The sequence below is a fragment of the uncultured Marixanthomonas sp. genome (assembly GCF_963974425.1).
GTDB lineage: Bacteria > Bacteroidota > Bacteroidia > Flavobacteriales > Flavobacteriaceae > Marixanthomonas.
The window spans coordinates 1-23569 of the sequence record NZ_CAXBCK010000042.1 but is presented as its reverse complement, the minus strand read 5'-3'; the positions used below and the strand labels follow the sequence as shown (position 1 = coordinate 23569).

At 38.6% G+C, this 23569-nt stretch carries 23 protein-coding genes and 1 tRNA gene; 9 read left to right on the top strand and 15 right to left on the bottom strand.

Going from position 1 to position 23569, the window contains the following annotated elements; all coding sequences use genetic code 11:
- Positions 1–6 precede the first annotated feature (6 nt).
- From ccoN to AACZ92_RS12395, 8 genes are read left to right on the top strand one after another with little or no spacing between them, the layout of a single operon-like run.
- A complete protein-coding gene (gene ccoN / locus AACZ92_RS12430) occupies positions 7–2208 on the top strand; it encodes a cytochrome-c oxidase, cbb3-type subunit I (RefSeq protein ID WP_339701889.1) in 2202 nt (733 codons plus the stop codon).
- Between the two features lie 2 nt (positions 2209–2210).
- Complete coding sequence (locus tag AACZ92_RS12425) at positions 2211–2420, top strand: CcoQ/FixQ family Cbb3-type cytochrome c oxidase assembly chaperone (protein WP_339701869.1); 210 nt, start codon at positions 2211–2213, stop codon at positions 2418–2420.
- A complete protein-coding gene (locus tag AACZ92_RS12420) occupies positions 2417–3388 on the top strand; it encodes a cbb3-type cytochrome c oxidase N-terminal domain-containing protein (protein WP_339701868.1) in 972 nt (323 codons plus the stop codon). Before AACZ92_RS12425 ends, AACZ92_RS12420 begins: the two co-directional genes overlap by 4 nt.
- A 41-nt stretch (positions 3389–3429) precedes the next feature.
- Positions 3430–4851: a cytochrome c oxidase accessory protein CcoG gene (ccoG, locus tag AACZ92_RS12415; RefSeq protein ID WP_339701866.1), complete on the top strand. Its 1422-nt coding sequence runs from the start codon at positions 3430–3432 to the stop codon at positions 4849–4851.
- A gap of 30 nt (positions 4852–4881) precedes the next feature.
- Positions 4882–5328 carry a FixH family protein gene (locus AACZ92_RS12410; RefSeq protein WP_339701864.1) on the top strand — a complete coding sequence of 149 codons (447 nt, stop codon included), beginning with the start codon at positions 4882–4884 and terminating at the stop codon, positions 5326–5328.
- A 53-nt stretch (positions 5329–5381) separates the two neighbouring features.
- Complete coding sequence (locus tag AACZ92_RS12405; RefSeq protein ID WP_339701863.1) at positions 5382–6125, top strand: sulfite exporter TauE/SafE family protein; 744 nt, start codon at positions 5382–5384, stop codon at positions 6123–6125.
- Positions 6126–6137: 12 nt separating this feature from the next.
- Complete coding sequence (locus tag AACZ92_RS12400) at positions 6138–6266, top strand: hypothetical protein (protein ID WP_339701862.1); 129 nt, start codon at positions 6138–6140, stop codon at positions 6264–6266.
- A gap of 16 nt (positions 6267–6282) precedes the next feature.
- Positions 6283–6489, top strand: coding sequence for a hypothetical protein (locus AACZ92_RS12395; protein WP_339701861.1), 207 nt, complete (start codon positions 6283–6285; stop codon positions 6487–6489).
- 158 nt (positions 6490–6647) lie between these two features.
- Here AACZ92_RS12395 and ric read toward each other — a convergent pair whose 3' ends face one another.
- The 6 genes from ric to AACZ92_RS12365 form a co-directional block, all read right to left on the bottom strand.
- Positions 6648–7370, bottom strand: a complete 723-nt coding sequence (gene ric, locus AACZ92_RS12390) for an iron-sulfur cluster repair di-iron protein (protein ID WP_339701859.1) — start codon at positions 7368–7370, stop codon at positions 6648–6650.
- A gap of 15 nt (positions 7371–7385) precedes the next feature.
- The gene (gene hemN / locus AACZ92_RS12385; protein ID WP_339701857.1) at positions 7386–8747 is read right to left on the bottom strand and encodes an oxygen-independent coproporphyrinogen III oxidase; all 1362 of its coding nucleotides are present in this window, start codon (positions 8745–8747) and stop codon (positions 7386–7388) included.
- Positions 8748–8762: 15 nt separating this feature from the next.
- Complete coding sequence (locus AACZ92_RS12380) at positions 8763–9002, bottom strand: hypothetical protein (protein WP_339701855.1); 240 nt, start codon at positions 9000–9002, stop codon at positions 8763–8765.
- 307 nt (positions 9003–9309) lie between these two features.
- Positions 9310–9394 (bottom strand) — tRNA-Ser (locus tag AACZ92_RS12375).
- Between the two features lie 152 nt (positions 9395–9546).
- Positions 9547–10551 (bottom strand): DUF4397 domain-containing protein, encoded by a 1005-nt coding sequence (locus AACZ92_RS12370; protein ID WP_339701853.1) that lies wholly within the window; start codon positions 10549–10551, stop codon positions 9547–9549.
- 74 nt (positions 10552–10625) lie between these two features.
- Entirely contained in the window at positions 10626–11018 is a 393-nt protein-coding gene (locus tag AACZ92_RS12365) for an acyl-CoA thioesterase (RefSeq protein WP_339701851.1), read from the bottom strand.
- A 97-nt stretch (positions 11019–11115) separates the two neighbouring features.
- Between AACZ92_RS12365 and AACZ92_RS12360 the strand changes: the two genes are divergently transcribed.
- Positions 11116–11751, top strand: coding sequence for an NAD(P)H-dependent oxidoreductase (locus AACZ92_RS12360; RefSeq protein ID WP_339701849.1), 636 nt, complete (start codon positions 11116–11118; stop codon positions 11749–11751).
- 71 nt (positions 11752–11822) lie between these two features.
- On the opposite strand, the gene AACZ92_RS12355 is transcribed toward AACZ92_RS12360, so the two are convergent.
- The 9 genes from AACZ92_RS12355 to AACZ92_RS12315 form a co-directional block, all read right to left on the bottom strand.
- Positions 11823–12251 carry a peptidylprolyl isomerase gene (locus tag AACZ92_RS12355; RefSeq protein ID WP_117159403.1) on the bottom strand — a complete coding sequence of 143 codons (429 nt, stop codon included), beginning with the start codon at positions 12249–12251 and terminating at the stop codon, positions 11823–11825.
- A 127-nt stretch (positions 12252–12378) separates the two neighbouring features.
- Positions 12379–14340, bottom strand: coding sequence for a heavy metal translocating P-type ATPase (locus AACZ92_RS12350; protein WP_339701845.1), 1962 nt, complete (start codon positions 14338–14340; stop codon positions 12379–12381).
- 68 nt (positions 14341–14408) lie between these two features.
- Complete coding sequence (locus AACZ92_RS12345; RefSeq protein WP_339701843.1) at positions 14409–14825, bottom strand: transcriptional repressor; 417 nt, start codon at positions 14823–14825, stop codon at positions 14409–14411.
- Positions 14826–15209: 384 nt separating this feature from the next.
- Complete coding sequence (locus tag AACZ92_RS12340; protein ID WP_339701841.1) at positions 15210–16400, bottom strand: efflux RND transporter periplasmic adaptor subunit; 1191 nt, start codon at positions 16398–16400, stop codon at positions 15210–15212.
- A gap of 4 nt (positions 16401–16404) precedes the next feature.
- Positions 16405–20772: a CusA/CzcA family heavy metal efflux RND transporter gene (locus AACZ92_RS12335; RefSeq protein ID WP_339701839.1), complete on the bottom strand. Its 4368-nt coding sequence runs from the start codon at positions 20770–20772 to the stop codon at positions 16405–16407.
- A 306-nt stretch (positions 20773–21078) separates the two neighbouring features.
- Positions 21079–21390: a DUF6660 family protein gene (locus tag AACZ92_RS12330; protein WP_339701837.1), complete on the bottom strand. Its 312-nt coding sequence runs from the start codon at positions 21388–21390 to the stop codon at positions 21079–21081.
- Positions 21391–21468: 78 nt separating this feature from the next.
- Positions 21469–22182, bottom strand: coding sequence for a hypothetical protein (locus AACZ92_RS12325; RefSeq protein WP_339701835.1), 714 nt, complete (start codon positions 22180–22182; stop codon positions 21469–21471).
- Between the two features lie 46 nt (positions 22183–22228).
- On the bottom strand, positions 22229–22627 hold the full coding sequence (locus tag AACZ92_RS12320; RefSeq protein WP_339701833.1) for an RDD family protein: 399 nt from the start codon (positions 22625–22627) through the stop codon (positions 22229–22231).
- 165 nt (positions 22628–22792) lie between these two features.
- Positions 22793–23398 (bottom strand): hypothetical protein, encoded by a 606-nt coding sequence (locus AACZ92_RS12315; protein WP_339701831.1) that lies wholly within the window; start codon positions 23396–23398, stop codon positions 22793–22795.
- Positions 23399–23569 lie beyond the last annotated feature (171 nt).

Below are 23569 nucleotides of genomic sequence, written 5' to 3'. Positions count from 1 at the left end.
ACTATTATGCAAACAGAGCAGTTTTATTACGATAACAAAATCGTAAAAAAGTTTGTCAATGCCACTATGTTTTGGGGTATTATTGGTATGAGTATTGGACTCTTACTGGCCTTTATGTTTTTATTTCCTAACGTTACCGACGGTATTTCTTGGTTGAGTTTTGGTCGATTAAGACCTCTGCATACCAATGCGGTAATTTTTGCTTTTGTAGGGAATGCCATTTTTGCTGGCGTGTATTACTCTTCTCAACGGTTGTTAAAAGCCAGAATGTGGAAAGATTGGTTGAGTAACCTTAACTTTTGGGGCTGGCAAGCTATTATTGTTGGGGCTGCAATTACACTACCCCTTGGCTATACCACATCAAAAGAATACGCCGAACTAGAATGGCCTTTTGATATAGCTATTGCAATTATTTGGGTTGCGTTTGGAGCCAACTTGATAGGTACTATTTTAAAACGAAGACAACGGCATCTCTACGTTGCTATTTGGTTTTACCTAGCGACTTTTGTTACGGTAGCTGTTTTACATATTGTAAATAGTATTGAGTTACCTGTTAGTGCATTAAAAAGTTACTCATTCTACGCTGGAGTACAAGATGCCCTTGTTCAATGGTGGTATGGCCACAATGCGGTAGCGTTTTTCTTAACGACGCCCTTTTTAGGATTGATGTATTATTTTGTACCCAAAGCGGCGAACCGTCCGGTATACTCTTATAAACTGTCTATTATCCACTTTTGGTCTTTGATATTTATTTATATCTGGGCAGGACCACACCATTTGCTATACTCTTCCTTACCTGCTTGGGCTCAAAATCTTGGGGTAGCATTCTCTATCATGTTACTGGCTCCATCTTGGGGCGGTATGATAAACGGTCTATTGACTTTACGAGGAGCTTGGGACAAAGTACGTACCGACCCAGTTTTAAAATTTATGGTAGTAGCCATCACAGGATATGGGATGGCTACTTTTGAAGGGCCAATGTTATCACTTAAAAACGTAAATGCTATTGCACACTTTAGTGATTGGATTATTGCTCACGTGCACGTTGGGGCGTTAGCGTGGAACGGTTTTTTAACCTTTGGAATGGTGTATTGGTTAGTGCCAAAACTATTTAAGACAAAATTATATTCTATTAAGTTGGCCAACACCCACTTTTGGGTAGGAACATTAGGTATTATCATGTACGCTTTGCCTATGTATGTTGCCGGATTTGTTCAAGCCTCTATGTGGAAACAATTTAATCCAGATGGAACGCTTACCTACGGTAACTTCTTGGAAACAGTAGCCGAAATCATACCGATGTATTGGATGCGTGCCATTGGAGGAAGTCTATTTATCCTAGGTGCTTTCATAGCGCTGTACAATATTATAATGACAGCTCGTAAAGGAAGCAAAGTAACCGATGAATTGGCCGAAGCTGCTCCATTGGTAAAAGTAACCAAGCAACGAACTGCAAAAGAGGGCTATCATACCTGGTTGGAAAGACGTCCGGTAAAATTGACAATTTTTGCTACCATCGCTATTTTGATTGGTGGTGCCGTGCAAATAATCCCATCCTTGCTGGTGGATGATTATGTACCTGTAATTTCAAGTGTAAAACCATATTCTCCTTTGGAGTTGGAGGGTCGCGATATCTACATTCGAGAGGGATGTGTTTCTTGTCATTCACAAATGGTGCGTCCCTTCCGTAGTGAGGTAGAACGATATGGAGAATACTCTAAAAGTGGTGAATATATTTACGATCACCCGTTCCTATGGGGAAGTAAACGTACTGGGCCCGATTTGCTTCGGGTAGGAGGTAAGTACAGCGACAACTGGCACTTAAACCACATGTACGATCCGCAGAGTACTTCTTCTGGTTCTATCATGCCTTCCTATAAATGGTTGATAAATGCTGAACTAGATAAAAGTGATACAGAAGTTAAAATGGAAGCGATGGTAACTTTGGGGGTACCGTATTCTGAAGAAGAAATTACCAATGCCCAACAATCCATGTTGGAACAAGGAACCAAAATTGAAGAAAACCTCTACAGCGATCCCGATTTTGCAAAAACATACGAAGCCGATAAAAAATATGCTGAGGAAAACGGAGAAGATTTTGTTGAAATGCGCGATAGGGAAATTGTAGCATTGATCGCTTACTTACAACGTTTAGGGACAGATATTAAAGTAAAAACAGCTGAAGAAGCTTCAGCTCAAAACGACTAATCATGCTAAAATTTATTAAAGGAAACTTGGAAAGTATCGATGGAGTAGCAATATATCCCATCATATCGCTGCTTATTTTTTTCATCTTTTTTGCAGTTCTGTTTTGGTGGGTATTCACAGCAAAAAAGGAACATATAAAAGAAGTCAGTAACATTCCCTTAGAATTAATTCCAGACAAGGAAATTAACGATAAAAACGATTTACCATTATGAAAACAACAGCATCTTACATACGAGTTATAGTCTTTACGGTCCTTGCGTTTTTTCTTATGGAATTTATTACAGAATCTGGTGAGACGTGGGCTATAGTAAAATACCCAGTAATATGGGCGGTTTTAGGATTGATTTTTTTGTTTTCAATTGCCGTTGAAGTTATTTCAGAAACTTTACAAAGTATATTATTTAGAGGGTTGAATGAAGAGGCACAAGAAAGGTTTATGGCTTCCGAAGCATTTCGAAAAGAAAATAATTGGTTTAAAAAGACCTATAAAAAACTATTGGCCAAAAAACCTATTGAAAAGGAAAGCGAGATTGTATTGGACCATAATTATGATGGTATTCGCGAATTGGACAACGTATTACCACCTTGGTGGATTTATATGTTTTATGCATCTATCATTTTTGCCGTAGTATATATGGTACGCTATCATGTCTTTGACGGGATTGACCAAGAGGAAGAATATGAAATTGCCGTAGCTGAAGCACAGGCTGAAATTGAGGAATATAAAAAAACGGCTAAAGATTTAATTGATGTAAACACTGTTGAACTATTGACAGGAAAAGAAGATATAAGAGCTGGACAAACTGTGTTCGAAGCTAATTGTATTGCCTGTCATAAAGTTGATGGCGGAGGCGGAATTGGCCCCAATTTAACGGATGATTACTGGATACTGGGCGGTGGCATCAAGAATGTGTTTAATACTATTTCAGAAGGAGGACGAGACGGAAAAGGTATGGTTGCCTGGAAAACTGATTTAAAACCCAGTGAAATGGCACAGGTTTCAAGTTACGTGTTAAGTTTACATGGTATTACACCGGCAGATCCTAAAGAACCTGAAGGCGATCTTTGGATAGATCCTAATGCTCCTGTAGAAGAAGTTGAGGTAAAACAAATTGACTCTTCAAAAATACAGATAAAAATAGAAGACCAGCCTGTAACACAGGATGTAGTAGAGAAATAATACGCTTTAAAAGTCTTATAATCACAGTAAAATAATTAATTGTGGAAGCTCCAAAAAATGAATCTTTTAGGGACAGTATCGGTACTATCGACGAAGAAGGGAAACGCTCTTGGGTGTACCCCAAAAAACCTTCGGGTAAATTTTATGAGTATCGTAAATATGTGAGTTATTTTTTATTGATCTTTTTGTTTGGCGCTCCTTTTATAAAAATTAATGGCAACCAATTTCTATTGTTTAATTTTCTTGAAAGAAGGTTCAATATTTTCGGGTTTCCATTTTGGCCACAGGATTTTCACCTATTTGTTATTTCTATGCTTATTGGGGTTGTTTTTATCATCCTTTTTACCGTGGCTTTCGGAAGGATTTTCTGTGGATGGATTTGTCCACAGACCATTTTTTTGGAAATGGTTTTCAGAAGAATTGAATATGCCATTGAAGGGGATAGGGGAAAACAAATTAGGTTAGATAAACAAGTTTGGAATGCCGAAAAGATTAAAAAGAAAGGGTTAAAGTGGTTTATCTTTTTTATCATTTCATTTTTAATTGCAAATATTTTTCTAGCCTACATTATAGGGAGTGATAAATTACTGGAATATATACTGGAAGGCCCAACTGAAAACTGGAATACTCTTATATCCTTAACTATTTTCACGGGTGTATTCTATTTTGTATTTGCTTGGTTTAGAGAACAAGTGTGCATTATAGCGTGTCCCTACGGAAGGTTACAAGGTGTGCTTTTGGATAACAAAAGTATTGTTGTGGCGTACGATCATAAACGGGGTGAAAAAGAAGAAGGAAGAGCAAAATTCAAAAAAAATGAAGATCGAGAGGCTTCCGGAAAAGGAGATTGTATTGACTGTTTTCAATGTGTACACGTTTGTCCAACGGGTATCGATATTCGTAACGGGACACAACTGGAATGTGTAAACTGTACTGCCTGTATTGATGCCTGCGATAGCATTATGGAAGCTGTGAATTTGCCACAAGGATTGATTCGGTATGCTAGTGAAGAAAATATTGAAAAGAAAACAAAGTTTAAGTTCACGTCCAGATTAAAGGGGTACACGGCCGTATTATTCATTTTAATTGGAGTATTGGCTGGTATGCTTTTTCTTCGGAATGATGTAGAAGCGCGTGTATTAAGACTTCCTGGGCAATTATATGAACACAAAGACAACAATATGATCAGTAATGTCTTCACTTTTAAATTAATTAATAAAACAACTGAAGATGTAGACAGTGTCCATTTTAAACTACTTTCTCACAAAGGTACCATTAAGTTGGTAACCCATGACGAATTTCAAGTACCCAAACAAGGCTTGGCAGAAGGGACATTATTCATTGAAATAAACGGGAGCGCTTTAACCGGTGATAAAGATAAAGTTAAAATAGGAGTCTATAGCGGAGATAAATTGATGGAAACTACCACAGCTACCTTTTTAGGGCCGAGAAGTTATAAATAGAAAATGAATTCATTTTAAGAAACAAATGTTATGAAAATAAATTGGGGAACAGGAATTGTAATTGGTATCGCAGCTTTTATTTGTTTTATCATGTTTTTTGTGATAAAAATGAGCACGGACGATACGTATAGCTACGACTTAGTTGTAGAAGAATATTACAAAAAAGAACTCGCATTTCAGCAAGAAATTGATGCCGAAGAAAACTTAAAATTGTTAACCGAAAAAATAAAAGAGGAAAGAACAAACGAAGGTTGGTTGTTTACCTTTCCAAAAGAAATAAACCCTGAAAAAGTTTCGGGTACAGTGTTCCTATATAGACCGTCCAACAAGCAACTGGATTTTCAATTTCCATTGAAATTTTCCGGTTCAAATTTGCTCATACCTAACAAGCGATTGGTGGACGGTCGTTGGAACATAAACATCGCTTGGGACTACGAAGGGAAAAAATATTTATTTAAAAAAGAAATATTGCATTAAATCACTCTTTGTTTTTCCATTGCTATGGAAGTAGAGAGGTTAATCAAATAAAAATGCTACTATCAGCTCTTATATTCGGTTTATTAGGAAGCTTCCACTGTGTAGGTATGTGCGGTCCTATAGCATTTTTACTACCGGTGGATCACAAAAAACCAGTAAAAAAAGTAGGACAGATATTTTTATATCACTTCGGAAGAATTTTTGCCTATTCAATAATTGGACTTTTGTTTGGTTTGTTAGGAAAAAGCTTTTTCCTATTCGGGATGCAACAGCAATTAACCATTACGATTGGAGTGTTGATGATCATTGTGGTTTTGCTTCCTTATAAAACCTTTCAGAAATATAACTTTTCAAAGCCGCTGTTCAGAATTATTTCAAAAGTAAAAAGTGAATTAGGGACGGCATTGAAAAAAAAATCGCCCGATACCTTTTTAACTATCGGGTTCTTGAATGGATTTTTACCCTGTGGACTGGTATATATGGCTGTTTTTGGAGCCATTGCTTCTGGGAATGCCTTACAAGGCAGTTTGTATATGGCTTTGTTTGGAATAGGAACCATCCCGCTAATGACCACGGCAATTTACCTCGGAAATTTCTTGAATGTACAAGTTAGACAGCGCATTCGCGAAGCTATACCAGTATTTGTGGTGCTTATTGGTTGTTTGTTTATTATTAGAGGAATGGGATTGGGAATCCCGTATGTTTCACCCAAACCCGCTGTGGAAATGGTAAAAGCCAATTATAATTGTCAACCTGTTTCAGAAAACATGAATACTGAGTTAAATTCTAATCAATAAAATATATCAATTATGTTAAAGACAGTCATACCGTTAGTAGATTGGGGAATGGGAACCGTACTTATAGGGGTTTTTGCCTTTGTCTGTGTAGTTCTTGTCCTCCTAGTTTTAAATATGGTAAACAGCGATAAAAAAAAGTAATTAAAAACATTCAATTATGAAAACAGCAACGTTTATATACGCTTGGAACGATAGCGGTTTAATACTCACTATACTTGGTGGTTTGGTACTTCTTGCCGTTATTTTAACTGTTGTAAAACTTGTAAATAAAAAGGGTAAAAGAAAAAAAGGGATGGTGCACAACAAACCTAAAAAAAATGATGAGCCTAAAAAAAACGAACGACCACCGCACAACAAAAAGTGAGGCTAAGAAACCTTAATGATATCTCTGTATTTTTTGGAAGACAATTATCACTGTTTGGCCATTTAGCCGTTATAAAACTAAAAGGGAAGTTAAATTAATTTTTCAACTTCCCTTTTCTACTAAACCAAACTTTAAGTGTAAGCTAGTCAAGCTTCTACTTAACTCCTTAATTCTTTTTCTAATTTTGATGCTCTAGGATGCAAAATGTTGTTTTCCAAATGGATGTGCGTATGTAAATCTTGCTCAAACTCTTCAAGTTTATCATACAAGGCTCTAAATGTATTACAAGCATTTTCTGGGGGTGTGTAATTATTAGTTAATTGTGCAATTTGTTTGAATATATCACCTGCACTTTCGTGCTCGTCTTCCATCATTGCAATAGGATTTTCTACGGTTTTAAAGTGAGGAACGTCTAATGATAGGTCTTCTTTCTTGGCAAGCATCATTTTTTTGATGAATGGAAAAAGAATCAGTTCTTCCTTTTTCATATGTGCAGAAAGTTCTTTGGAAACTTCAATAAAAAGATCTCTTATTTTTAATAATTCACTATAATGATGTCCGTGAACTTTTGCCACTTTTTCTGCGTATTGGAGTAATAAAGGAATGTTTTCTTCAACATATAAATGATGAACAGAAACGATATGATCGATTAATACCTCTAATGGCCAATTAAGGTAATCGTAATCTTTATCAACTTCAATATCAAAATGGCGTAGTTCTTCAGCTATAGTGATATAGTCCAACCCTTTTTTTTCACAAGCTTTTTGAACGGATATGCCACCACCATAGCAAAAATCGATTCCATGTTTTTTAAATATGTGAGAAGTTTTAATGTTTTCGGCAACAATATCGGCGATTGTTTTTTCTTCTGTAATACTCATAATATTTCTTTTTAGTTAAACAGTCATTGAAAATAATTGTGTTTCAGGTTGTTTTCGTTGTAATAAAAGGTCGAAGGCCATACACACATTCCGAACAAATGGTCTCCCTTCTTCAGTGATATGTAGAGAATTACTTTCTATTTTTACCAACCCATCCATTTCCATTTCTTTTAGGTTTATTAATACATCAGTAAGTTCGGGAAACCAACCTTTTTCTTTGTTCCAAGAGGTTTTTAATTTGCACATTAGATTTAAAATATGCTTTCTAATGGTTAAGTCTTCTTCAGTTAATAGATGACCACGATACACCGGTATTTTTCCGTCATCTACAATCTTTTGGTATTCTTCTACGGTTTTTACATTTTGTGCAAAGCTGTACCAACTATCACTAATGGCCGAAACGCCCAAACCAATCATAGCTTGTGTTTTTGATGAGGTATATCCCATAAAATTACGATGTATGGTTTTAGTTTTAATAGCTTTGTAGAGACTATCAGACTTTAAAGCAAAATGATCCATTCCAATTTCCACATAACCGGCCTCGAGTAACATTTTTTTACCAATTTCGTATTGTTCTCTTTTTTCTGAAGCAGAAGGAAGGTCTTGATCTTTAAAACCACGCTGACCATTTCCTTTTATCCAAGGTACGTGCGCATAACTATAAAAAGCAATGCGATCTGGCATAAGCTCTTTTGTTCGCTCTATAGTATAGATAATATGTTCTTTTTTCTGAAATGGGAGCCCGAAAATAATATCGTGCCCCACAGAAGTATATCCAGCCTTTCTTGAGTTTTCTGTCGCTTTTTTTACATTTTCGAACGGCTGAATACGGTGAATGGCTTTCTGCACTGTTTCATTATAATCCTGAACACCAAAACTTACTCGGTTAAAACCCAATGAGGCGAGCATGTGTAAGTGTGCTTCGGTAGTATTATTAGGATGGCCTTCAAAACTTAGTTCTGCTTTTTCAGCTTTAACGGAATGTTCAAAAATTCCGTCGAGCAACGTTTTTAAATTTTCAGTATTAAAAAAAGTAGGGGTGCCGCCTCCTAAATGCAACTCTTTTATAATAGGTTTTTCATCAAAAAGTTGGCGATATAGTTTCCATTCTTTTAAAACCGATTGCAAGTATGGGGTCTCAACCCCATGGTTTTTTGTAATTCGTTTGTTGCATCCACAAAATGTACATAGACTTTCACAAAAAGGTAAATGAATGTAAAGGCTTATTCCTTCGGTACCATTACTTTCTTTAAAGCTCTTTTGCAAAGTTTTTCTCCACCCTTTAAATGAAAATGATTCATTTTTCCAATAAGGAACAGTTGGATAGCTTGTGTATCTTGGGCCGGCAACGTTATATTTTGAAACTAGGAAAGACATATAAAATAATTATATTTAAAATAACCCGTTGCCCAAAATTATCAACGTATTGACCAAGATGCTTAACATCAATATTTTGAATACCAATTCCGCTTTTTGCAATGTGAGTATAGAGGCGTTGTGAATACTACAGATACTTACGCTTAGAAGGACAAGGAGCATTTGAAAAAAACCGTTTCCTTGCATTAAACTAGTCATTACTGCAATAGAACCAATACAAGTGGAAAGAATAATCCCCAAAGTGGAATTTGCCATATAATTTTTCGAAAAGTCCTGATTTAATTTTGCGTATAAAGTCATAATTGTAAGTTTTAATTATGAAACAAAATTACGTCATAGAGATAGCTTAGATTATGATATAAATCAGATTATACTTTTTTATATCGTATTGTTTCTTTCTGAAATACTTGCTACTTTGTTTTCAGAACTAATAATAAATTTATTTACTTGAAGATAACCAATTAGATTTTTAAGTAGAGTAATAACTTAGAAAAAAATATGTGCATCAAAATGCCACTTAAAATAAAAAAGCTCGTAAACATTTTGTTTACGAGCTTTTAAGCGGAGAAAGAGGGATTCGAACCCCCGGAGGTGTGACCCTCAACAGTTTTCAAGACTGCCGCATTCGACCACTCTGCCATTTCTCCAAGTGTCTCATTGGGTATTCCCCAAATGCGAGTGCAAATATAACATCCTTTTTTTATTCTGAAAAGGCTTTTTTTAATTTTTAAAAACAAAGTTTCAGAAAAAAGAATCTTTTGTACCGTAACATCAAATAAGTGAGCAGATAAGGCTAACATTATTTTTTTATAAACTTTTTTGAAGACACTTTTTTATTGTCTTCGAAAAGGCCAATTTGGTAGATTCCAGATGATAAAAATGAAACATTGATATGTTTGTTTTTTTGAAGTTCCATAGTTTTTATAATACGTCCTTGCATATCGGTTATGGTAATGTGTGTTATATCTTTAAAATGACCTGTGCTTTCAAGAGTCAAGTTGGTATCTACAGGGTTTGGGTAAATTGTAAACTTCACGATCTCCACATCTGCAACACTTAATGGAAGTTCTTCAAGTGCTAATAATGGACCTCCTCCAGCTGTTGTGGCAAAGAGGCCAAAATTAGATCCGTCTGAATTTTGTGAAGGGTCCATAAATCCAGAAGCTATAACCGTTAAGGCAGCACCTTGTAAACCTGAAGATTGTAAAGGAGCTAAGTACCTTTTAAGTGTTGTGCTTTGGTCTGTGTTAGTTACGTCTATGGTATAATCTGCTGTTGGTAAATCAATATACCCTTGAAAGTCAGGATAGGCAAGATCATCTACTAATGTACCTAATTCTTGTCCAGTTTCAACAATATCGAAAGCAGGGGAATCTGTAGAGCCATTGTGAACCAACACTTCTACATTTTCAGAGTTTTCGGCTACTTCTTTAGCCATATTAAATGTGTCAAAAGATAATGGCGGTGCCGGATCATATCCCGTCTCGTTGGCAATACCATTTGCAATAATTATAACCATCTCATCACTTTCAAAAACAAAGGTCTCAGTTATAACGGCATCATCAACGCTGGTACTATTTCCTGGTGCTACTGCAACTTCAGCAGGAAAGCCTGAAGGAACATCCATAAATTCAGTTGCATTTCTAAAAGGGAAATCATCAAAAGCCAAGGTACCGTTTAGATATACATCAACTTCAGATAATAAGGCATCTGCAGAATTGTGTACAACTTGTACGCGCGCAGTTTGTGAAAACGTTACAGTAGAAAATAATACGATAATACCTAAAAGTAGAATTTTTTTCATAATCTCGATTTTAGTTAAATGTAAGTATAATTTAGCATTTCACTAAAAACGAGTCATAATCATCTGTTATAAGCTTACTTATCAATTATCGCAATAGGCTTTTTATCAAACCCAACGGCTACAAAGGTAAAGAAACCAGTTACAGCTTTATCTCGTTGGTAGCTGTACATATCTTCCATAAAAATATCAACTTTTACGACACAACTACTTTTCCCTACGGAATCAACCCGGGCGATTAATTCTACTATGGTACCTTGTGGGATAGGTGTTGTAAAGTCTATTTTATCGGTAGAAACGGTTACCACACGTTTACGTGAAAAGCGGGTGGCACAAATAAAAGAAGCTTCATCCATTAGCTGAAGGGCGGTTCCGCCAAATAGGGTATCGTAATGATTGGTAGTGTTTGGGAATACGGCTTTACAAATTCGGGTTTCGCTTTTTTCGATTAAGGCTTGTAATTCAGGCATAAAAAAGGTTTTTAGAGGTATTGCGTTTAGTTATCAGTTCGTTTGGTAGATTTTAGCTAGCTATTGTTACTTTTGCAGTACAAAGGTAACTTCATTTATGGCAACAGATATCATTGATCGATTAAAATGGCGATATGCGACTAAAAAGTTTAATTCAGAAAAAATCCTTCCGAAGAAAACACTAGAGCAACTCAAAGAAGCCTTTAATTTAACGGCAACTTCCTATGGGTTGCAACCAGTTACACTTGTAATTGTAAAAGATAAAGAGCAACGTAAAAAGTTACTGCCACATAGTTGGGACCAACATCAAGTAGTTGACGCCTCTCATTTACTGGTTTTTTGCGTGGAAGAAAAGTTAAGCCCTGAGTATATTCAGAAATATTTTAAGCGGGTAAAAACTATTCGTAATACGCCAGATGACATTTTAAAACCGTTTGAAGAATTTTTATTGGATTCGTTTGAAGAACAATCTTCCGATGAAATACGAACCTGGGCAACCAATCAAGCCTATTTAGCTTTAGGTAATTTACTTACCGTATGTGCCGCTACCAATATTGATGCCTGCCCCATGGAAGGCTTTAATCCAACAGAATATGATCGTATTTTAGGTCTAAAAGAAAAAGGACTGACTTCCGTTTTGCTACTTCCAGTAGGGTATCGGGATGAAACTGACTTTATGGCTAAGGAAAAGAAAGTGCGAAAAGATATGAAGGATGTGATTATTGAATTATAAATTTCATTTTAAAACATAAAAAAACCCGAACATAAAACATCCGGGTTTTTGAATATATAGTAGTCTAAAAGTTATTTTATCTCAACAACTTCAAGATCGAATGTCAAATCTTTACCTGCAAGTGGGTGATTGGCATCTACTACGATGCTATCGTCTTTAACTTCAGCTACACGTAACTGACGCTCAGAACCATCAGGATTTTTAGCCATAAGACCCATCCCAACTTCTGGTTTTATTTCCTCAGGAAGGTTTTCCTTAGAAACTTCTTGGAAAAGCTCTTTTTGAACATCACCGTAGGCTTCTTCTTTAGGAACATTCACTGTTTTTTTCTCGTTCACTTTCATATCAACAAGTCCTTTTTCAAAACCTGGAATAAGCATACCTTGTCCCAAAGTAATCTCTAAAGGTTCTCTTTCCAACGAACTGTCAAAAACTTGACCGTCTTCCAGCTTACCTGTGTAATGTACTCTTACTGTGTCTTTTTCCTTTACTGTACTCATAAATTTGATTTATCTAATTATCAATTGTTTATCGAAGTGCAAAACTAAGGGATATATGCCTAAATGAAGAAGAATCCCCAATAAATCCGCCTATTTGGGATAAGCTTAACACTTTTTTACTTAAATATTACTTCCAAGACATTTTCTGAAGCCGAACAGCATTTAAAATAGCCAATAATGCAACACCTACATCAGCGAATACTGCTTCCCACATGGTTGCCAATCCACCGGCACCTAATGCCATTACGATTGCTTTTACAATAAATGCCAAGGCAATATTTTGCCAAACAATATGTCGGGTCGAGCGACCTATTTTTACTGCGGTCGCAATTTTTGATGGCTGATCGGTTTGTATAATCACATCGGCTGTTTCTATGGCTACGTCACTACCCAAACCACCCATAGCGACACCCACATTGCTGGTTGCCAGTACTGGCGCATCGTTTATACCGTCACCTATAAAAGCAACTTTGGTACCCGCTTGTTGTTTTAGCTTTTCTACCTCATTCAGTTTATCTTCGGGCAATAACCCGCCTTTTGCCCAATCTATTCCTAATTCTGTTGCCACTTGTTGGGTAATGGAATCTTTATCCCCTGAAAGCATAATAATGTTGGAAACGCCCGCTTTTCTAATTTTCTGAATAGCAGCGTGTGCATCCTCTTTCAATTCATCTGCAATAATAACATAGCCTGCAAAGGTGTTTTCTATGGCGATCATTACAATAGATTCTACAATCGCTTCTGTTTCCGAAGGTACTTCAATGTTATGCGATTGTAACAACGAAGCATTCCCTACCAACACCTCTTTGTCGTTTACCGTTCCTTTCAGTCCTTTTCCGGCTACTTCAGAAACATTGGTCGCTTGTAGTTTTACTTCTTTGTCGTCGTATACTAAAATAGCTTTGGCAATCGGGTGGGTAGATTGTTCTTCCATCGCCATGAGGTAGGGCATCATTTCTTCTTCGGAAATGTTAGAAGTTTTAATTTCTTTTATTTTAAAAACCCCTTTGGTAACGGTTCCCGTTTTGTCCATCACCACCGTGTTGACTTTCGTGACGGCATCTAAAAAGGAAGCACCTTTAAACAGAATACCGTGTCTGGAAGCAGCACCCAAGCCACCAAAATATCCTAACGGAATAGAGATAACCAACGCACATGGACACGAAATAACCAAAAAGATCAACGCACGATATAGCCAAACTTCAAATATATATTCTGAAACAAAGAAGTAGGGCAGTAGGGTAAGTGCAATGGCTAAGAACACAACAATCGGCGTATATACCCGTGCAAATTTCCGAATAAACAATTCAGTCTTTGATTTTCGAGCGGTAGCGTTTTGTACCAGATCTAAAATACGAGCAATGGAACTGTCTTTGAATTCCTTGGTGGTTTCAATCTCAATAACACCTTCCAGATTAATACTCCCTGCAAATACGGCTTTGCCTTTTTTAATGGAACTCGGTTTACTTTCCCCCGTAAGCGCTGCGGTATTGACCGATGCTTTTTCAGATAGCAAAACTCCATCCAACGGAACTTTCTCTCCAACACGCACTTGCACGGTTTCCCCAACTTTTACGGTATCCGGCGGTACCGAAACAAAATCGTTAGTACGTTTTACCAACGCTTCATTTGGTCGGACGTCCAACAAGGCTTTAATGTTTCCTTTGGCTTTCTTTACAGCAGCGCCCTGAAATAATTCCCCTACCGCATAAAACACCATCACGGCAACGCCTTCAGGGTATTCTCCAATGGCAAAGGCTCCCATGGTGGCAATGGACATTAATAAAAACTCTGTAAAAAAGTCTCCGTTTTGGATACTGACCCATCCTTGTTTTAAAACAGGTAGGCCTACGGGTAAATAGGCAATGACATACCAAGCGATGCGAACCCAACCGGTAAAGAAAGAAATTTCAAAATAGTCTAAACAAATACCTACTACAAGTAGTATAAAACTAAAAATAGCTGGAATGTAAGTTTTGAAATCTAAAGCGCCGCCTTCATGATTGTGACCGTCATTGGATGTGTGTTCGGGCTCATCGTGTGCGCAACAAGCGGCTTGAGGTTTACAAGTATTGGGATTTTGCTTCATAGCCTAAATAGGTTTTTCTATTTAATTTTAGTGCAATATCCCCATAATTATAGTGCAATGGAAGTGCATTAACTTCCGCTGCAATCGGAACAGATTCCTTTTACCACCAAATTAACATCTTCTGCTACATAGCCATCGGGTAAGCTGATCTGTGGAATCTTATGTTCGGTTAAGCAAACGGTTTTGTCGCAATTGCTACAATGAAAGTGTAAGTGCAAATCATTCTCTATCTCACAATTACAGCCTGGTTCACAAAGCGCATATTTTGAAATCCCCGTGCCATCGTCTATTTGATGTACAATTCCCTTCTCTTCAAAGGTTTTCACGGTTCTATACAACGTAGTTCGGTCTGCTTTAGTGAAAGCAAGCTCAATATCGGTCAAGGCTACGGCAGTATTCTGCTTCGCTAATTGTTGATATACCAACGTTCGCATGGCCGTTGGGCGGACTTCTTTATCGGTTAACTTTTTATCTATTTCGTTCATTTCTTTAAAAGGTTTTAGAGCTTATAGGCTTTGATACCCTTAAAGGTCTATTATTCTTATCAAACTTTCAACTTCTAGCGTCGGTATTTTCGATACAAATTCGTGATCCCTGCCGGTCTCTCGAATTTACTCAAACACCTCTCTCGCCGGTGCCTGAGTGGTCCGACGATAGGAGAGGTGTGTTGTGCTAAGCTTGTCGAAGTATATCGAAAGCTCAACTTCAAACTTCCGTCTTCCAGCATCAAGCATCCAACTTCCGTCTTCCAATACTGGTATTTTCGATACAAATTCGTGATCCCTGCCGGTCTCCCGAATTCACTCAAACACCTCTCTCGCCGGTGCCTGAGTGGCCCGACGATAGGAGGGGCGTATCGAAGGTACACCTTAATGACTATGCCCAGCCTCACCTTTTTTCCATTCAGCTAATAGGTAATACGCATTATTAAAAGCCAATTGGGTGTCTGGGGCAAGGGGTTTTAAAAAATTAACGGCAACCCATTCGCCATCTTTGGCGCCAGTGGTGATCTCTACCGGCTTTAAACTCCAGGCATCGCCTTCTTTCTCTACCGTAAAAGCATACTTTTTATCCCCGTCTGTACCAATGGCACTTTCTGGTAAGGCTTTTGTTTGGCTTTCATCAGTCTGTATACGACCTTGAATATACATACCAGGAATTAAATGTCCTTCTTTGTTTTCTATTTCGGCGTGTACGTGTAACGCTTTCGGATTCTCTTCAAAGGTTTGCCCTACGGAATAGATTACAGCCGATAACTCTTTACCCGGAATGGACTGTACATTAAACGTAACGGTCTGTCCCTTTTTTATTTTGTACACGTCTTTTTCAAATACCATAAGGTCTGCGTGTACGTGATGGGTGTTGACAATCTCAAACAGATTCGTTTGTGGGTCGACATATTGCCCCGTCTTTACCTGCACTTTTTGCACCGATCCTTCTATGGGGCTTCGTAGGGCTACGCGTTGGTAGATGGTGCCTTTTTGTACTCCGGCTGCGCTAATGTTTAATTGCTTTAGCTGTGCCTTTAAGCCTTGCGCTAAGCTTTTTGCGGCTTGGTATTGGGCTTCCGTTTTTTGGAAGTTCATCCCTGAGCCTACGCCTGCCTCGTATAGTTTTTGTTGCCGTTCATATTCTTTCTGAAGAAACTGACGATTGCTATACGCATCTAGATACTGCGTTTGCTTCTCGATGATGTTGGGGTGCGATAAATAGGCGAGTATCTGTCCTTTTTTTACTTCATCTCCTTCTATAACTTCTATGGAAACCACATTGGCGCCCACTACCGAAGTGACCATTGCTTCGTTTTGTGGCGGTACTTCCAGTTGGCCGTTGGCTTCTACAAAACCTGTCATTTTACGATCTTGTAGGGTATTGGTCTCCATTTGTAAGGCTTCAAACTGTTGTGCCGAAAGCATCACTTCTTCTACGTGAGGCTTTTTGTTTGCTGTTTCTTCTGAAGTAGTGTTCCCTTCAGGTTTGGTATTCGAATCTCCGCAAGAAGCTAAACTTAAAGCAGTGATTACGAATAGACTCAATATAGGGTTTATAACTTGTTTCATAGTCTTAATTATTAAAATAGTGTAGTTGAAATACGGATTGTAAATAGTTGTGTAACGCATCGAGTGCGTCCATTTCAGTTTGTATGGCATCGCGCATCAATTGCGTAAATGCGGCATAGTCCACCGCGCCTTCTTTATAGGCTAATAGTGCGCCTTTTCGTTGCTCTTTGGCAAGGGGCAGGGCTTCTTCTTTATAAAACTGCCACGAGGCTTCCCATTTCTGAAAGGTCTGCACAGCTTGTTGATGGGTGGCTTCTATTTGTTGTTTGTTGAAAGCAGCTTGGTTCTTAGCAATCTCCGTTTCTATTTTGGCAGCCTTTGCTTTGCTACGTTCGGTGCCTGAAAACAGCGGAACGGATATTCCAGCCTGATATCGGTAAAACCCAGTAGATCCATTTACCTTTTGTAAGCCGCCTTGTAAGTTGAGCGTCGGTAACAAATTAGCGCGAGCGGCTTTGTAATCGGCTTCGGCGGTTTTTATTTGTTGTTCGGAAAGCTGTAGCTCTGGGTGTTGCTCAATTGTTGCTGAAAGCTGCTGCATCCCCAGTTCGTCTACCTCAAAGGTATCGGGGACCGTGTAAAAGGTATCGGACACCAACCAGAGGTTAAGCTGTTGTAAGGCGATTTGATAATCACTTAACGCCTGTTGCTTTTTGTTGGTGATCTGTAACGCCTGATTCTTCGCTGAAGCATATTCCAGTTTCGAAATCGCTTCTACTTCATAATTGAGCGATACGGCTTCTGCAAAGCGCGTATAAATGGAATCCAATTCTCGGTACAAGTCATACTTTCGCTTTTCCTGAAAGGCTTTCGACCATGCTTCTTTTACCGCTTGGGCGACTTGTAATTCCGATAGTTCCAAAGCAGTTTCAGCTAAAGCGATGTGTTGCTGGCGTTGCTTGTTTTTTGCGCTAATACCCAGCAAGTCGATGCCTTGTTGGCCAATACCTACTGTGGTATAAACACCTTGCTCGTCATTGATTTCTTCACCACTAGTAAACACCGTGGTTTTTCCGAAGTCATAGGCTGCACCTTTCATAGCCGATTCCCGTTCAATTTCTAGCTGTTTCTGTTTTAAAAGTGGATAGTTCTCATGGGCGGTTTCTACTGCTTTTTCCAGTGTAATGGGTAAAAGGTCTGTTGTTGGGTTTATTTCAGCTTTGGAAACTTCCTGTCCATAACTAGGGACAAAAAAAGCTGAAATTCCTAACAAACCTACAATCAGCAAGGTGGTTGCTAGTACTGGTTTTTTTATCATTTTTCGCTCTTTTCGTTTTTCTATCCATTGGTAACAGATAGGCAGAATAAACAAGGTTAATAGGGTAGAGGTGACCAATCCACCAATTACCACCGTTGCCAAAGGTCGTTGTACTTCCGCGCCGGCAGATGCTGATATCGCCATGGGTAAAAACCCTAAGATATCGGTAAAGGCGGTAAGCATAATGGGGCGGATACGCCGTTTGGTTCCTTGTATAATACGATCTTTTAAATTGGTAACACCTTCTTCTTTCAGTTCATTTAAACCACTAATCATCACCAGTCCGTTTAAGACAGCCACCCCAAAGAGGACGATAAAACCTACGCCTGCCGAAATACTAAACGGCATATCCCGTAACCACAACGCAAAGATTCCGCCGATGGTTGCCATCGGGATGGCAAGGTAGATCATCACGGTTTGCGGGAACGACTGCAAGGCAAAGTAGATTAGAATAAATATCAAAATCAAGGCAATGGGTACCACTGTTTGCAGCTTGCTACTGGCTCGCTCCAGATTCTCAAAAGCGCCGCCATAGCGAATAAAATACCCAGGTGGTAATTCAAACTCAGCATCTAACTTATCTTGTATGTCTTTTACTACCGACTTCACATCCCGATCCCGAATGTTGATTCCCACATAGGTGCGTCTGTTAGTGTTGTCCCTACTAATCTGCATAGGGCCGGGTTCGTAGCTTATCTTGGCTAGTTCGCGTAAGGGTATTTGTGACCCATTGGGGATATTGACATATAGGTTTTCAATATCCGAGATATTGGTACGGTTTTGTGCTTTTAAACGGACTACTAAATCAAAGCGTCTTTCTCCCTCAAAGATGACGCCTGCTGTACCGCCTGCAAAAGCGGCTTGTACGGTATTGTTCAACGTATGGATGTCTAAGCCATATTGTGCCAACTTGCTTCGGTTGTAGTCAATGGTAATTTGTGGCAAGCCAACGGTGGCTTCCACTTTCATATCGGCTACGCCGGGAATATCGGCAATGAGGGTTCCTATTTCTTCAGCTTTACTGGCGAGGATATCCAGATCTTCCCCAAACAACTTAATCGCCACATCTTCCCGAACGCCAGTAAGCAGTTCGTTGAAGCGCATTTCAATGGGTTGGGTAAACTCAAAGTTGACACCGGGTACTACGCTAACCGCCTCTTTTATTTTATTGACCAGCTCTTGTTTCGAGTCCGCTGAGGTCCATTCATCCGTAGGTTTCAGAATGACGAAAACATCTGCAATATCCATCGGCATGGGGTCAGTTGGGACGTCGGCTACGCCTATTCGGCTAATGACGTCTGTGGCTTCGGGAAACTGCGCCTTGACAATATGTTCTACCTTGGTAGTGGTCTCAATACTTTCTGAAAGCGAACTTCCGGGTTTTAAGATGGCGTGAAAGGCAATATCGCCTTCATCCAACTGCGGTATAAACTCACCGCCCATTTGGGTAAACGTAAAGATTGCCAAGGCAAAGAAGCCTATCGCAACCCCAATGATGAGTTTTCCTTTCTTTAGGGATGTGTTCAGTAAGGGTTGGTATTTACTTTCAATCCAAGCGACAAATTTGTCTCCGTATGATCGCTTTTCAGATTTTGAAACTTTCAGAAATAATGCTGAAACCATCGGTACGTAGGTCAAACAAAGGATCATCGCGCCAATCATCGCAAAGATAAAGGTCAACGCCATGGGTTTAAACATCTTGCCTTCCACACCTTCTAACGCGAGAATGGGCAGGAATACAATTAAAATAATGAGCTGTCCAAAGAAGGCCGCATTCATCATCTTTTTGGATGCCTTGGCGGTGACTTCATTTTTGGTCTCTTTGGTAATGGACTTATTTTTCCGTAGATAGGAATAGAGCATAAACACCGTTCCCTCTACAATAATCACTGCGCCATCGACTATAATTCCGAAGTCAATAGCCCCCAAACTCATCAGGTTGGCCCAGACGTCAAATACGTTCATTAAGATAAAGGCGAACAACAACGATAACGGGATGGTCGAAGCCACAATCAAGCCGCCGCGCCAGTTTCCTAATAGCAAGACCAAGACGAAAATAACAATCAATCCACCTTCTAAGAGGTTACCGGTAACCGTGCCGGTGGTTTCGGAAATCAATTCACTACGGTCTAAAAAGGGAACAATGGTCACACCTTCGGGCAATGATTGTTGTATTTGTGCCACGCGTTCTTTTACGTTCTCAATTACTTCGTTCGAGTTGGCACCTTTCAGCATTAAAATCATCCCGCCAACAGCTTCGCCCTTCCCATTTTTAGTAAGCGCACCATAGCGTACGGCACTGCCAATGGTGACCGTCCCCACATCTTTAATCGTTATGGGGATGCCCTTTTGGTTTTTTACAACTATATTCTCGATGTCGCTCACGGTACGCGCCAACCCTTCACCTCGGATAAAGTTTGCCTGATGGTTTTTTTCGATATACGCCCCTCCCGTGTTTTGGTTGTTTGTTTCCAAAGCGGTGTACACATCAGAAATCGTAATCCCAATGGCGCGTAGTTCGTCTGGATCGACGGCTACTTCGTATTGTTTTTTGTTTCCGCCTACGGCGTTCACTTCAATTACTCCTGGAACCATCGCCATCTGCCTGCGGACGATCCAGTCTTGCATACTTCGCAATTCGGTGGCGGTGTATTCGTCTTTGTAAGCTTCGTCCACTTCTAGGGTGTATTGATATATTTCGCCCAATCCTGTGGAAATAGGCCCCATAGACGGTTCCCCAAATTCATTGGGGATCTGTTCTTGTACTTCGGTTAGCTTTTCGGCTACCAATTGCCGGGGCAGGTAAATGCCCATGTCGTCGTCAAAAACAATGGTGACAACCGACAGCCCGAAGCGGGATACCGAGCGTATTTCGGAAACATTGGGTAGGTTGCTCATCGCCACTTCTACGGGATAGGTAACAAACTGCTCAATATCTTCCGTGCCCAGGTTGGGCGATTGGGTAATTACTTGTACCTGATTGTTGGTGATGTCCGGTACCGCATCAATGGGGACTTGCGTCATACTCCAAATACCCGCACCAATGAGCGCGAGGGTCATGAGTCCCACTATAAACTTGTTATTGATGGAGAAATCAATGATTTTATTGATCATAGGTATGTTTTTGATAGCGCTAGTATTTGTGTTATTGAAGCATAAAGTGTGTATGCCTTAATAATCAGATGTCTAGCTTAATAAAATGATAAAGCGTTATAGTACGCTTGTTATTTTTGTTAAAGGAAAGGAAGGGGTCTAAACTGAACGATGCTGTCTGTTCGAGCGGATACGGTTGTCAGTTCGAGCGCAGTCGGTTGTCAGTTCGAGCGCAGTCGAGAACTAACAATCCATAACTGCCACTGAGGTCTCGACTGCGCTCGACCGGACATTAAAATGTATGTTTAGATATGTAAAACCCCTTTCTTATCCGCGAGGCGGTTGGAGTAGGGTATGGGGAATGTCTTCTCCCAAACTGTCAAAGTGTAAAAAGATATGGTCTGAGATTGCTAGGTCGATGGGCTCAAAAGCCGTGGTACCGATATCCAGTGTATGGACGTGGCAACAGTGACATTGACAAAAAGGGGTGCAATCGTCACTATCTTGGTGTTCGTGGTCGATGTCTTGGGTACTGACCATCTCTGTCTGTGTGTCGTCTTGGCTAGGGGCGCTATCGCTACAGGGCACTATATTGAGCCCTAAAAAGTAAATAGATAATATGACTGCCAAAACTTTCACGTAACAAATATAGGGAAATATGGATGCAATTGGGTTGCAAATTACAGTAAGTGAAAAGGTTATTGTAGTTAAACAAATCTACCCACAATACTTTTCTCTTAATAACGTAGCTTCACGGTCCGAGGAATAACCATGTAGCAATAACCCTTCGGTGCAGTTAATACGCTTTTCCACTATTTGTTTAATTACGTAGTCTTTATATGCATCGGTGTTTTTAAACTGTTTCGGGATAAGTTTTATAGTTGTTTTGCCACCTAGTTGTTCAAATTTTCCATCTATCACCAGTGTTAGAATACACTTTTCTAATTTTTGTTGATGTGCTTTGTTTTCGAGTTTAAAATGCAGTTCAATAGTGTCTTGGGCAGTAGCCATTTTTAGCGTATTAGTTAAGCCTAAGCTGTGGCGTTCATTTGGGGTACGATACCCTAGATTTATATTTTGATTGTAATACGCCACACATGCGACTGAAAACTGGATAATATCTGAATACTGGATTCTTTTCTTATGGTCTAAAATTAACTCAGTATCGGTAAGTTCTATAGATCCTTTGTTGGTGATTTCAATACGCTCATAATCAAAAAATTGATAGAAATAAGCAATTAAAATAAGCAATCCGCCTATCACAAATAAAGCAGTTATAACCCAAGTGAGTACCCCGGTAGGGGCAATATATTGATCAATTAATAAAATCACTAACCCTAATCCCCATACACAAAGCCCTCCTAAGTATAATTGTATGGTTATAGATAGTTTTTCTTTTACTACTTGGTGGGTGTAGGAGGTGAAGGTCACGTTTTTTGTCTAATTTGATATAAGGTAAATGGAGTCACAATTATTGTTACTTTGAATCTTCAATTACAATAGAATTTGCAATATAATCGTGAATGGCTTTTCTTTTTTCATTGCCTGTTGTTGTTAATAACGAAATCCATCCTAGTAGAAACTTGAAAATAAAACGAAGTACGGCGTGTGGAAACAAGATATTTTTACTGGGATTGGTATCACGCTTTACCAATATATTATTGTATAAATGGCCAATAGTCCCACCAAAAGTACTTATAAAGATAGGATCATATAAAATAAATATAAATGCAAAAACCATTATACGTAAATAATCTGGTACGCTTTCAAATAATGAAAACAACTCACTAGCGCCATACATCATGGCAATTAGAATCACCGCATCAATAAAAGCAGCTTTAATTCGGTCGGGTAGAGTGGCGTAGGTTAGTTGCATTGTTTAATAAACTGTATTATATTATTTAATATATTTTAATTTCTATGAATTAGTCAGTAGATACTGGCTTAGCAGTTACAAATGGATTCAGGCGTAGTCTAATCCACCGATACAATCATAGCGAACTGGTATCTGCAAATTAAGTTTATACTTATTAGTATTAGATTATCTTTCCAAAATTTCTATATCAGATCGAGTTTTTAATCTCCTCATTAAAGAAAAGACTGCTATTCCTACAATGATTATATATCCAATAATAAGTTTTGGAATACCAAGTTTTGCTATCAGCAGAACCATTCCGTTTATTCCAAGGCGTCCACCTCCAACAATTTCATAATTATACCCTTTTGATATTTCGACAGCAAAATACATTGCCCAAATGAAAATTCCTGTAGCAATTAAAATCCCAAATATTTGGGGTTTGGTATATTTAAAAATATTTGGTAATTCAGACCTATAGTTTAAATTAGGTAATTCTTGCTTTAAAAGATTAAAAATCTCATTTTTTTGAGTTTCATTTTCGAGTTTTATTTCCTCTTCAGAATCAGAACCAAAATATATCTTGATTTGTTTAGAATTTTGCTGATTTTCAATTCGTTTTATATATCTAAAAGGAATACTATAAACGTTTTTTAATTTTTCAATATCTTGAGTATTAACCTTAATTTTATTCAGCTCTTCACGAACTGGGTTTCCTTTGTAAATGCAATTGTCTCGAATTAGAATAAGTTTGTCAGATTTTGGTTCTGTTGGCTTCCAAATTTGATTCATTCTTTTCTTTCATTAGATTAATGCTAACGGTTTCGTATAACAGTCAGTTACGGCTTAAAGTTAAACAATCTTTCGGATAAGCACCTACGGTAGCAATTACGCGTGGATTCGGACGCAGTCGAATCCGCCGTAATTGCGGTTATACATCTTAAGTTTGATTTTTAATGAATC